The organism is Streptomyces sp. NBC_00078, from assembly GCF_026343335.1.
GTDB lineage: Bacteria > Actinomycetota > Actinomycetes > Streptomycetales > Streptomycetaceae > Streptomyces.
In genome coordinates this window covers 3,581,089-3,593,654 of the sequence record NZ_JAPELX010000001.1, presented here as the reverse complement: position 1 = coordinate 3,593,654, position 12,566 = coordinate 3,581,089, and the positions used below count along the sequence as shown (strand labels likewise).

General features: G+C 64.7%; 6 protein-coding genes and 3 rRNA genes. 4 read left to right on the top strand and 5 right to left on the bottom strand.

Annotated features, from left to right (window positions below):
- The first annotated feature begins 64 nt into the window (after positions 1 to 64).
- From OOK07_RS16700 to rrf, 4 genes are all read left to right on the top strand, one after another.
- Positions 65 to 1,072 (top strand): stage II sporulation protein M, encoded by a 1,008-nt coding sequence (locus OOK07_RS16700; protein ID WP_266797198.1) that lies wholly within the window; start codon positions 65 to 67, stop codon positions 1,070 to 1,072.
- A gap of 561 nt (positions 1,073 to 1,633) precedes the next feature.
- Positions 1,634 to 3,159, top strand: a 16S ribosomal RNA gene (locus OOK07_RS16695).
- Between the two features lie 317 nt (positions 3,160 to 3,476).
- A 23S ribosomal RNA gene (locus tag OOK07_RS16690) occupies positions 3,477 to 6,594 on the top strand.
- Positions 6,595 to 6,688: 94 nt separating this feature from the next.
- Positions 6,689 to 6,805, top strand: a 5S ribosomal RNA gene (gene rrf / locus OOK07_RS16685).
- Together the 16S, 23S and 5S rRNA genes form the textbook arrangement of a ribosomal RNA operon.
- A gap of 107 nt (positions 6,806 to 6,912) precedes the next feature.
- On the opposite strand, the gene OOK07_RS16680 is transcribed toward rrf, so the two are convergent.
- Genes OOK07_RS16680 through OOK07_RS16660 form a run of 5 tightly spaced genes read right to left on the bottom strand, consistent with a single transcriptional unit; the run spans position 6,913 to position 12,562 of the window.
- Entirely contained in the window at positions 6,913 to 8,223 is a 1,311-nt protein-coding gene (locus OOK07_RS16680) for a DUF58 domain-containing protein (RefSeq protein ID WP_266681007.1), read from the bottom strand.
- Positions 8,223 to 9,212 carry an AAA family ATPase gene (locus OOK07_RS16675; RefSeq protein WP_266683551.1) on the bottom strand — a complete coding sequence of 330 codons (990 nt, stop codon included), beginning with the start codon at positions 9,210 to 9,212 and terminating at the stop codon, positions 8,223 to 8,225. Before OOK07_RS16675 ends, OOK07_RS16680 begins: the two co-directional genes overlap by 1 nt.
- Complete coding sequence (locus tag OOK07_RS16670; protein WP_266797196.1) at positions 9,212 to 10,408, bottom strand: DUF4350 domain-containing protein; 1,197 nt, start codon at positions 10,406 to 10,408, stop codon at positions 9,212 to 9,214. The genes OOK07_RS16675 and OOK07_RS16670 overlap by 1 nt, the downstream gene beginning before the upstream one ends.
- Positions 10,405 to 11,193, bottom strand: a complete 789-nt coding sequence (locus OOK07_RS16665) for a DUF4129 domain-containing protein (RefSeq protein WP_406311828.1) — start codon at positions 11,191 to 11,193, stop codon at positions 10,405 to 10,407. Before OOK07_RS16665 ends, OOK07_RS16670 begins: the two co-directional genes overlap by 4 nt.
- A gap of 4 nt (positions 11,194 to 11,197) precedes the next feature.
- A complete protein-coding gene (locus tag OOK07_RS16660) occupies positions 11,198 to 12,562 on the bottom strand; it encodes a DUF7847 domain-containing protein (RefSeq protein WP_266797192.1) in 1,365 nt (454 codons plus the stop codon).
- Positions 12,563 to 12,566 lie beyond the last annotated feature (4 nt).

Below are 12,566 nucleotides of genomic sequence, written 5' to 3'. Positions count from 1 at the left end.
GCTCCAGTACGACAAGCTGAACCACGATGGGCCGCCGACGAACAGCCGAGGAGCAGGCAAACCGATGGACCTCGACGTCTTCGTGACCGCTCACCGAGCCGAATGGGACCGCCTCGACGCCCTCCTCAAACGCCAACGCCGCCTCACCGGCGCCGAGGCCGACGAACTCGTCGCGCTCTACCAGCGCACGGCCACGCAGCTCTCTCTGATCCAGTCCAGCGCTCCCGATCCCCAGCTGACCGGACGCCTCAGCCAACTCGTGGCACGCGCGCGTAGCGCGGTGACCGGCACCCGACGTGCCTCCTGGCGAGACGTCACACGCTTCCTGGCTCACGGGTTTCCTGCCGCCGTCTACAGATCGCGCCGCTGGTGGGTCCCCACCGCGCTTCTGTCCACCGCCGTCGCCATCCTCCTGGGATGGTGGATAGGTACTCACCACGAGGTGCAGTCCACCATCGCGGCCCCCAGCGAGCTGCGCGAGCTCACTCGTCCCGGCGGCCAGTACGAGACGTACTACTCGAGCCACCCCGCGGCGTCCTTCGCGGCCCAGGTCTGGACGAACAACGCCTGGGCCGCCGCCCAGTGCCTGATCCTGGGCGTCTTCCTCGGTCTGCCCGTCCTCTGGATCCTCTTCCAGAACATGCTCAACCTGGGAGTCGGCTTCGGCCTCATGTCCTCGGCCGGTCGTCTCGACACCTTCCTGGGGCTGGTCCTCCCGCACGGCCTGCTCGAACTGACCGCCGTCTTCGTAGCCGCCGGCACGGGACTCCGCCTCGGCTGGACCCTCATCGACCCAGGCCCCCGTTCCCGGCGCACGGCTCTCGCCGAGGAGGGGCGAGCCGCCGTGGGCATGGCGATCGGTCTCGCGCTCGTCCTCTTCGTCTCCGGCGCCATCGAAGGCTTCGTCACCCCTTCGGGCCTGCCCACCTGGGCCCGCATAGGCATTGGCGTCGCCGTGGAACTCGCCTTCCTCGCGTACGTCTTCGTCCTGGGCGGCCGAGCGGCCCGTGCAGGGGAGACGGGCGATGTGGAAGCAGCGGAACGCAGCGCCACGGTGCCGATGGCCGCCTGATGTGCGGACACACCTGCTGAGCTGTTAGTCTCTCCCTCGCCCTCACAGGAGCCGTTGACACGGACCGGTCGGGGAGGTAGATTCGAACAGTTGCCTGGAACTGGATCTAGTCCGGTCGGCAGCAGTGAGAGTCTGTCTGCTTCTCGGAACATCGATTTCGAAGAAGCCACTCCCGATTAATCGGAAATAGGCGGCCGGTCAGACCGGCGCGAAGCTTCTGATAAAGTCGGGATCGCCGGAAAGGGAAACGCGAAAGCGGGATCCTGGAAAGCGCCGAGGAAATCGGATCGGGAAACGGTCTGATAGAGTCGGAAACGCAAGGCCGAAGGGAAGCGCCCGGAGGAAAGCCCGAGAGGGTGAGTACAAAGGAAGCGTCCGTTCCTTGAGAACTCAACAGCGTGCCAAAAATCAACGCCAGATATGTTGATACCCCGTCCGCCGGACTTGTTCCGGTGGTCGAGGTTCCTTTGAAGTAAAACACAGCGAGGACGCTGTGAACGGCTGGGCTTATTCCGCCCGGCTGTTCCGCTCTCGTGGTGTCATCCCGATGACGGGAGAACATTCACGGAGAGTTTGATCCTGGCTCAGGACGAACGCTGGCGGCGTGCTTAACACATGCAAGTCGAACGATGAAGCCCTTCGGGGTGGATTAGTGGCGAACGGGTGAGTAACACGTGGGCAATCTGCCCTTCACTCTGGGACAAGCCCTGGAAACGGGGTCTAATACCGGATATCACTGTCACTCGCATGGGTGGTGGTTGAAAGCTCCGGCGGTGAAGGATGAGCCCGCGGCCTATCAGCTTGTTGGTGAGGTAATGGCTCACCAAGGCGACGACGGGTAGCCGGCCTGAGAGGGCGACCGGCCACACTGGGACTGAGACACGGCCCAGACTCCTACGGGAGGCAGCAGTGGGGAATATTGCACAATGGGCGAAAGCCTGATGCAGCGACGCCGCGTGAGGGATGACGGCCTTCGGGTTGTAAACCTCTTTCAGCAGGGAAGAAGCGAAAGTGACGGTACCTGCAGAAGAAGCGCCGGCTAACTACGTGCCAGCAGCCGCGGTAATACGTAGGGCGCAAGCGTTGTCCGGAATTATTGGGCGTAAAGAGCTCGTAGGCGGCTTGTCACGTCGGGTGTGAAAGCCCGGGGCTTAACCCCGGGTCTGCATTCGATACGGGCTAGCTAGAGTGTGGTAGGGGAGATCGGAATTCCTGGTGTAGCGGTGAAATGCGCAGATATCAGGAGGAACACCGGTGGCGAAGGCGGATCTCTGGGCCATTACTGACGCTGAGGAGCGAAAGCGTGGGGAGCGAACAGGATTAGATACCCTGGTAGTCCACGCCGTAAACGGTGGGAACTAGGTGTTGGCGACATTCCACGTCGTCGGTGCCGCAGCTAACGCATTAAGTTCCCCGCCTGGGGAGTACGGCCGCAAGGCTAAAACTCAAAGGAATTGACGGGGGCCCGCACAAGCAGCGGAGCATGTGGCTTAATTCGACGCAACGCGAAGAACCTTACCAAGGCTTGACATACGCCGGAAAGCATCAGAGATGGTGCCCCCCTTGTGGTCGGTGTACAGGTGGTGCATGGCTGTCGTCAGCTCGTGTCGTGAGATGTTGGGTTAAGTCCCGCAACGAGCGCAACCCTTGTCCTGTGTTGCCAGCATGCCCTTCGGGGTGATGGGGACTCACAGGAGACCGCCGGGGTCAACTCGGAGGAAGGTGGGGACGACGTCAAGTCATCATGCCCCTTATGTCTTGGGCTGCACACGTGCTACAATGGCCGGTACAATGAGCTGCGATACCGTGAGGTGGAGCGAATCTCAAAAAGCCGGTCTCAGTTCGGATTGGGGTCTGCAACTCGACCCCATGAAGTCGGAGTTGCTAGTAATCGCAGATCAGCATTGCTGCGGTGAATACGTTCCCGGGCCTTGTACACACCGCCCGTCACGTCACGAAAGTCGGTAACACCCGAAGCCGGTGGCCCAACCCCTTGTGGGAGGGAGCTGTCGAAGGTGGGACTGGCGATTGGGACGAAGTCGTAACAAGGTAGCCGTACCGGAAGGTGCGGCTGGATCACCTCCTTTCTAAGGAGCACTTCTTACCGATCCCCACGGGGTGAGGTCAGAGGCCAGTTCATCGGCGAACGTCCGGTGCTGGTTGCTCATGGGTGGAACGTTGATTATTCGGTCCGGTTCTCGGGTCGGAGGCTGTGAGTACTGCTCTTCGGAGTGTGGAAAGCATGATCTCCGGGCGGGAGTCGGGTCGGGCACGCTGTTGGGTGTCTGAGGGTGCGAGCGTTGCTTGCCCTTCTGATGCCGGCCCCAGTGCACTCGGACTTAGGTTCGGGGTGGTGGGTGGCTGGTCGTTGTTTGAGAACTGCACAGTGGACGCGAGCATCTGTGGCCAAGTTTTTAAGGGCGCACGGTGGATGCCTTGGCACCAGGAACCGATGAAGGACGTGGGAGGCCACGATAGGCCCCGGGGAGTCGTCAACCAGGCTTTGATCCGGGGGTGTCCGAATGGGGAAACCCGGCAGTCGTCATGGGCTGTCACCCTTGCCTGAACACATAGGGCAAGTGGAGGGAACGCGGGGAAGTGAAACATCTCAGTACCCGCAGGAAGAGAAAACAACCGTGATTCCGGGAGTAGTGGCGAGCGAAACCGGATGAGGCCAAACCGTATGCGTGTGAGACCCGGCAGGGGTTGCGTATACGGGGTTGTGGGATCTCTCTTTTGCGGTCTGCCGGCCGTGAGACGAGTCAGAAACCGTTGATGTAGGCGAAGGACATGCGAAAGGTCCGGCGTAGAGGGTAAGACCCCCGTAGTCGAAACGTCAACGGCTCGTTTGAGAGACACCCAAGTAGCACGGGGCCCGAGAAATCCCGTGTGAATCTGGCGGGACCACCCGTTAAGCCTAAATATTCCCTGGTGACCGATAGCGGATAGTACCGTGAGGGAATGGTGAAAAGTACCGCGGGAGCGGAGTGAAATAGTACCTGAAACCGTGTGCCTACAAGCCGTGGGAGCGTCGGAATGTGCTTGCACATTCTCGTGACTGCGTGCCTTTTGAAGAATGAGCCTGCGAGTTTGCGGTGTGTTGCGAGGTTAACCCGGGTGGGGAAGCCGTAGCGAAAGCGAGTCCGAATAGGGCGGTATAGTAGCGCGCTCAAGACCCGAAGCGGAGTGATCTAGCCATGGGCAGGTTGAAGCGGAGGTAAGACTTCGTGGAGGACCGAACCCACCAGGGTTGAAAACCTGGGGGATGACCTGTGGTTAGGGGTGAAAGGCCAATCAAACTCCGTGATAGCTGGTTCTCCCCGAAATGCATTTAGGTGCAGCGTCGTGTGTTTCTTGCCGGAGGTAGAGCACTGGATAGGCGATGGGCCCTACCGGGTTACTGACCTTAGCCAAACTCCGAATGCCGGTAAGTGAGAGCGCGGCAGTGAGACTGTGGGGGATAAGCTCCATGGTCGAGAGGGAAACAGCCCAGAGCATCGACTAAGGCCCCTAAGCGTACGCTAAGTGGGAAAGGATGTGGAGTCGCACAGACAACCAGGAGGTTGGCTTAGAAGCAGCCACCCTTGAAAGAGTGCGTAATAGCTCACTGGTCTAGTGATTCCGCGCCGACAATGTAGCGGGGCTCAAGCGTACCGCCGAAGTCGTGTCATTGCAGCAATACTCCCAACGGAGGCTGTGATGGGTAGGGGAGCGTCGTGTGCCGGGTGAAGCCGCGCCGGAAGGCAGTGGTGGACGGTTCACGAGTGAGAATGCAGGCATGAGTAGCGATTCACACGTGAGAAACGTGTGCGCCGATTGACTAAGGGTTCCTGGGTCAAGCTGATCTGCCCAGGGTAAGTCGGGACCTAAGGCGAGGCCGACAGGCGTAGTCGATGGATAACCGGTTGATATTCCGGTACCCGCTGTGAAGCGTCAAACATTGAATCAGGCGATGCTAAGTCCGTGAAGCCGTTCCGGACCCTTCGGGGAATGGAAAGTGGTGGAGCCGATAGACCAGACTTGTAGTAGGTGAGTGATGGGGTGACGCAGGAAGGTAGTCCAGCCCGGGCGGTGGTTGTCCCGGGGTAAGGGTGTAGGCCGTGCGGTAGGTAAATCCGTCGCACATGGGGCTGAGACCTGATGCCGAGCCGATTGTGGTGAAGTGGATGATCCTATGCTGTCGAGAAAAGCCTCTAGCGAGTTTCATGGCGGCCCGTACCCTAAACCGACTCAGGTGGTCAGGTAGAGAATACCGAGGCGTTCGGGTGAACTATGGTTAAGGAACTCGGCAAAATGCCCCCGTAACTTCGGGAGAAGGGGGGCCATCACTGGTGATTGGATTTACTCCATGAGCTGGGGGTGGCCGCAGAGACCAGCGAGAAGCGACTGTTTACTAAAAACACAGGTCCGTGCGAAGCCGTAAGGCGATGTATACGGACTGACGCCTGCCCGGTGCTGGAACGTTAAGGGGACCGGTTAGTGCGCTTTCGGGCGTGCGAAGCTGAGAACTTAAGCGCCAGTAAACGGCGGTGGTAACTATAACCATCCTAAGGTAGCGAAATTCCTTGTCGGGTAAGTTCCGACCTGCACGAATGGCGTAACGACTTCTCGACTGTCTCAACCATAGGCCCGGTGAAATTGCACTACGAGTAAAGATGCTCGTTTCGCGCAGCAGGACGGAAAGACCCCGGGACCTTTACTACAGTTTGATATTGGTGTTCGGTTCGGCTTGTGTAGGATAGCTGGGAGACTGTGAACTCTGGACGCCAGTTCAGGGGGAGTCGTCGTTGAAATACCAGTCTGGTCGTGCTGGATGTCTAACCTGGGTCCGTGATCCGGATCAGGGACAGTGTCTGATGGGTAGTTTAACTGGGGCGGTTGCCTCCTAAAGAGTAACGGAGGCGCCCAAAGGTTCCCTCAGCCTGGTTGGCAATCAGGTGTTGAGTGTAAGTGCACAAGGGAGCTTGACTGTGAGACCGACGGGTCGAGCAGGGACGAAAGTCGGGACTAGTGATCCGGCGGTGGCTTGTGGAAGCGCCGTCGCTCAACGGATAAAAGGTACCCCGGGGATAACAGGCTGATCTTCCCCAAGAGTCCATATCGACGGGATGGTTTGGCACCTCGATGTCGGCTCGTCGCATCCTGGGGCTGGAGTCGGTCCCAAGGGTTGGGCTGTTCGCCCATTAAAGCGGTACGCGAGCTGGGTTTAGAACGTCGTGAGACAGTTCGGTCCCTATCCGCTGCGCGCGCAGGAATATTGAGAAGGGCTGTCCCTAGTACGAGAGGACCGGGACGGACGAACCTCTGGTGTGCCAGTTGTTCTGCCAAGGGCATGGCTGGTTGGCTACGTTCGGGAGGGATAACCGCTGAAAGCATCTAAGCGGGAAGCCTGCTTCGAGATGAGTATTCCCACCCACTTGATGGGGTAAGGCTCCCAGTAGACGACTGGGTTGATAGGCCGGATCTGGAAGCCCAGTAATGGGTGGAGGTGACCGGTACTAATAGGCCGAGGGCTTGTCCTCAGTTGCTCGCGTCCACTGTGTTGGTTCTGAAACCACGAACAGCCCCGTTACCGGTGATGGTGATGGTGTGGCAGGTTCGACAGTTTCATAGTGTTTCGGTGGTTATAGCGTGAGGGAAACGCCCGGTTACATTTCGAACCCGGAAGCTAAGCCTTACAGCGCCGATGGTACTGCAGGGGGGACCCTGTGGGAGAGTAGGACGCCGCCGAACAATCATTGAGAAAACCCCCGGCCGGGGATACCGGTACGGGGGTTTTCTACGTTTTACGGCTTATGCCTTCGGGGCCCTTCAGGAGAGAGCCCCTGCGGCCCTTCGTATTACAGACGTCCCGCTGACTTCAGTGCCAGATATGCATCTGCCAGCGCCGGCGCCAGTTCCTCCGGGGTCTTGTCGACCACCGTGACGCCGTGACGGCGTAGTTGTTCCGCAGTGCGGTGACGTTCGCTCTGGGCCTGGGCGGCAGCGGCAGCTTCGTAAACGCCCTCGGTGTTTCCACGGGCCGTCGTCATGCGGGCGATATAGGGGTCTGCCACCGATGCCACCAGCACTGTGTGGCGCTGGGTGAGTTGGGAGAGGACGGGGAGCAGGCCTTCTTCTACGGGAGCGGTGTCGAGGCTCGTCAGCAGGACGATGAGGGAGCGGCGGGGAGCCGTGCGGAGGGCGCTTGCCGTCAGGCCTCGGGCGTCCAGTTCGACCAGTTCGGGTTCGAGCGTCGCCATCGCGTTGACCAGGGACGGGAGGACGTCGCGTGCCGTACGCCCCTGGACGAGGGCGCGTACCCGGCGGTCGTATGCCATCAGGTCCACCCGGTCGCCTGCGCGGGACGCGAGTGCTGCCAGGAGGAGGGCCGCGTCCATGGAGGCGTCGAGGCGTGGGGCGTCACCCACGCGGCCCGCAGAGGTGCGGCCGGTGTCCAGGACGAGCAGGATGTGGCGATCGCGCTCGGGGCGCCATGTGCGTACGGCGACCGTGGACTGGCGGGCCGTTGCGCGCCAGTCGATGGATCGGGTGTCGTCGCCGGGGACGTACTCGCGCAGGCTGTCGAATTCTGCTCCTTCGCCGCGGGTGAGAACGCTGGTGCGGCCGTCGAGCTCGCGCAGACGGGCGAGCTTCGAGGGCAGGTGTTTTCGGCTGGTGAAGGGTGGCAGAACGCGCACCGTCCAGGGAACTTTGTGGGTGCCCTGGCGGGAGAGCAGGCCGAGGGGGCCGTACGAGCGGATGGTGATCCGGTCGGCCTGGCGGTCACCGCGGCGGGTGGGGCGTAGGCGGGTGGTGACGCGTCGGCGTTCGCCGGCCGGAACCGTCAGGCGGTGGCGGGAGGCTGCCACCTCTGTTCCGGGCTGCCAGCTGCTGGGGGGCCAGGCATCGCGCAGGCGCGCCCGAAGCGGGCGGCTGGACCGATTGGTGACGGTGAGGGTCACGTCTGCCGCCTCGCCCAGGCGTACGGACGTGTCGCCTGAGCGGGTCAGGCCGAGGCGGCGTACAGGCGCTGCGAGGGCGAAGTCGCAGGCGCAGGCCACGGCCAGGGGGGCGTTCACCGCGAGGATGCCCGTCCAACCGGGGTCCCAGATTCCGACGGGGAGGGAGCCGAGGGCCGCGAGGAGCGCGGCGCGTCCGGTGAGGGCCATCAGCGGGGGACGGGGACGTGGGCGAGGATCGCGTTGATGACGGAGTCGGCCGTGACCCCTTCCATCTCCGCCTCTGGGCGGAGTTGTACGCGGTGGCGGAGGGTGGGGAGGGCCAGGGCTTTGACGTCGTCGGGGATGACGTAGTCGCGACCTGTGAGCCATGCCCACGCGCGCGAGGTGGCCAGGAGGGCCGTGGCGCCGCGTGGGGAGACGCCCAGAGTGAGTGACGGGGAGTCGCGGGTGGCTCGGCAGATGTCCACCACGTAGGCGGTGATCTCCGGGGAGATCGTCGTTTTGGCGACGGCTGCGCGGGCGGCCTCCAGGTCGGCGGGACCGGCCACCGGGCGTACGCCGGCGGCGCGCAGGTCGCGCGGGTTGAAGCCCTCGGCGTGGCGGGTGAGGACGTCGATCTCGTCCTGGCGGGAGGGCAGAGGGATCGTCAGTTTGAGGAGGAAACGGTCCAGTTGGGCTTCGGGGAGGGGGTATGTGCCCTCGTATTCGACCGGGTTCTGGGTCGCGGCCACCAAGAACGGGTCGGGCAGCGGGCGTGCCGTGCCGTCAACCGTGACCTGGCGTTCCTCCATGGCCTCCAGGAGGGACGACTGGGTCTTCGGGGGCGTGCGGTTGATCTCGTCGGCGAGGAGGAGGTTGGTGAAGACCGGACCGGGCTGGAACGAGAACTCGGCGGTGCGGGTGTCGTAGATCAGGGAGCCCGTGATGTCGCTCGGCATCAGGTCGGGAGTGAACTGCACGCGCTTCGTGTCGAGTTCGAGTGCGGATGCGAGGGTGCGGACGAGCAACGTTTTGGCGACCCCGGGGACTCCTTCTAGTAGAACGTGTCCACGGCAGAGGAGGGCGACGACGAGGCCGGTCACGGCGGGGTCCTGGCCGACCACGGCTTTGGCGATCTCGGCGCGCAGGGCTTCCAGGGAGGCTCGGGCCTTGCCCGGTTCCCCGGAGTACCCGGCGTTGTCAGTGGTCGGGTCCATCATGGACGGCGTACCTCTCTTTCGAGGGCGTCGAGTTGGTCGGCGAGGGAGATGAGCGCCGCGTCGTCGCTGGGCGGCGGGCCGAAGAGGAGAGAGTCCAGGGCCTGTCCGGAGCTGCGGAGATGGGCGGACAGAGCGGGGAGCAGGGCCTCGGGCGAGTGCGCCTGAACGACGGAGACGCCGACGAGGGGGGCGAGGCGGATGCGGGTGGAGGAACGAAGAGCGGTGGCTGCGCGATCGCGGGCGTTCGCTTTTCGGTAGAGACGGGCGCGGCCTTCGACGGTTTCGGAGGCGCGGATCGCCACGGGGAGTCTTTCGGGCACGAGGGGGCCCAGTCGGCGTGCCCGCCAGAGGGCGGCGAGGGCTGCCGCGACGAAGAGTTGCAACGTGCCCCAGAGCCAGCCGGAGGGGAGCAGGTCGAAGAAGCCCTTTTTGTCGCCTGTGCCGGTGGCCGAGTTGTCGGAGAGCGAGGGGAGGTACCAGACCAGATGAGGGCGGGAGCCGAGGAGTTGAAGGGCGAGCGAGGCGTTGCCCTGCTTGTCGAGGTGGTCGTTGAAGAGGATGTCGGGTGCGCCGAGGACGACCGTGTCGCCGTCCCCGGACGTCTCCGGGATGCGCAGGAGCGTGGCGAGGCGCCTGCTGGGGTAGCACTCGTCGGCGCCGAGGTGTGTGGTCGTGTAGCGGATGCCGCCCGTGTCCGCAGTGCCCGCGCGACGGGCGGCGGGCAGTTGGCAGTCGGGAGAGAGCGTCGAGGTGAAGCTGGTGGCGGGGTCCGCGGTGACACCGGGGGCGAGCTTTTCCACGGACCAGCTGCCGGGGGCGACCAGGACGGTGCGTCCGCCGGAGCCTGCGATCGCGGAGCGCAGCCGCGACTGTTGACGGTGCGTCAACAGGTCGGGGACTGCGACCAGGAGCGTGGTGTCCGGAGCTGCTGCGGCGCGAGCTTCGTCCAGGGTGGTGACCGTGCGCGTGGTCACGCCGTGGTCTGCGAGGAGCTCTGCGACGGCGCGGCTGCCGTAGGAGTCGGCGGAGCGCGGGTCGAGTTCACCGTGCCGGGCGTCGGAGCGGATCACGGCGATCACCACGGCTGCCGCCAGGAGGAGGAGCACGGAGAGGGCGATGCCTCGCGCGCGGGTCCACACCTGGCGTGCGGTGGGCGAGGCCGAAGTGTTCGGGAGCATGGCCTCGGTGGTCATCCGGAGGCTCCCTGGCGGGCGTTGTGGGCCGTGCTGGGGCTGCTGTCCGCGAGCTGGGGCTTGGTGCGGCCGAGGTCGCGGTCGAGTTCGGCCATGCGGTGGTACGACTGCTCGCTCGCCCTTCGGCCGCCGTACGTCACGTCGTCGAAGTCCCGGGCGGCGGCGCGCAGCCGGTCCGTGTGGGCGGGCAGTGTGCGGCCCGCTGCTGCGGCTGCTTCGTCCGCGGTGCGGCCGGGGCGTACGTCCAGGAGCGCTCGCTCTTCGAGGGAGCGGACGATGGCGCGCATGCGTTCCTGGACGGCCTGGTTCCAGTGGCCTTGGGCGGCATGTGCCTCGGCTGCCGCGCGGTGTTCGGCGGCGCTGCGGGGGCGGTCGTCGAACAGGGCTGCCGACGAGGTCGGTTCGCGGTGCGGCGTGCCCAGGCGCCACCACAGTGCGCCCAGCACCGAGAGGACGGCGACGATGATGACGACGAGGCCCAGCGTGCCTCCTGGTGTCGTGGCCGCGGCTGAGCCGAACAGCTTGTCGACCCAATCCCAGAAGGCGTTCAGGGCGCGCTGGAACAAGCTGGGGTCGTTCTCGTGGTACATGCGCTTGGACAACTCACGACGGGCCGCCTCGCGCGCTGGATCCCGCGGAATCGTCACCGGCGGTTCGTCTCCGGAGCGTGCCGACGACAGGACGGCATTGTCGCCGGCACGCAGCAGCGCCCGTATGGCCACTTCGGCGGCGGCGCGTGGCAACGTTGTGGGCACTGCTGTGAGAACTCCCCCCGTCAAGCTCACTGCATCAGCCTCCCGCGCCGACTTCGGTGCCGTATCCCTGGACGCCCGCGGCGCGGGCCAGTTCGAGGTCGAGGGCCTCACGTCGGATGCGCAGGTCGATGTAGAGGAGCACGGTGACGCCGGCACTGATCGGGTAGGTGATCATGGAGCCGATCACCGAGCCCAGCCCGCTGATGACGAGGAACGTCCAGCTGAGGTCGCCGCCGCTGTTGTTGAGGAGACTGGCGATGCCGTCGCCGCTGAACAGCGCGGCGAGGAAGGTGAAGGGGATGACGACGATCGCCGAGATGATGCTCGCGATGATCCCGGCGAGCAGCTGGATGCCGAAGACACGCCACCAGGAGCCGCGGACGAGCTTCGAGGATCGGCTCATCGACTTCACGACGCCCTGCTTCTCCAGCATCAGAGCCGGCGAGGCCAGGGAGAAGCGGATCATCAACCAGAGTGCGACGATTCCGGCGCCGATGCCGCCCAGGACGGCGAGCGCGACACCCCCGTCGGCGTTCCCGTAGACGGCTACGAGGATGCCGGGCAGCGTGCCTGCGAGGACGATTCCCGCGGCCATGACGGGCAGCAGCACGATCAGACCGAGCAGTTTGACGACCTGAGGGCGGGCGTCGCGCCAGGCCTCGCCGGTGCTCACGGACCGGCCGAGGACGGCGCGGCTGGTGACGGTGGTGAGCAGGGCGGTCGCGGCGACTGTCGCGATCAGGGAGATCAGGAAGACGGCGCTGGAGCTGAGCATGACCTCGCCCAGGGCGCGGGTCAGTTCGCCGGCGGTGGCGCTCGGGTCGTCGAGGGCCGCGGTGCTGGTGTCGTTCAGCACGAGGCCCTGAAGGAGGATGACGAGGATTTCCGTAACCACGGCGACGGTCAGGGAGATGCCCAGGACGGTCCGCCAGTAGGTGCGCATGGTGGAGACCGCGCCGTCGAGGATCTCGCCGACGCCGAGAGGGCGGAGCGGGATGACGCCCGGCTTGGCGGCGGGCGGGGGACCGCCCCAACCGCCTCCCCACGCGGGGTATCCGGGAGTGCCGTAAGGCGGGAAACCACCAGGACCGGGAGCGCCGTGGGCGCCGGGGCCGGAGGGAGGCTGGGTGCCCCAGCCGGGGCCGGGTGGCGGCGGGGCAGGCCGACCGGGGCCGGCGGGGCCTGCGGGCGCGGACCACTGGGCGGGTGGCGGCTGTTCCTTCGACCACTGCGAGCCGGTGCTCTGCGCGTCGGGGCGGTCCTGCGGGTCGGGACCGGGCTGGTCCGCGCGCTCCGTGGCGCCGGGACGGTCGGTGGGCTCGGCAGGGCCGGACGCGCCGGGCTCCTGCCCGTCGGAGGGGGCAGATCCGGGCGAGGCCCAGCCCGGAGTGTCGTTCATCGTC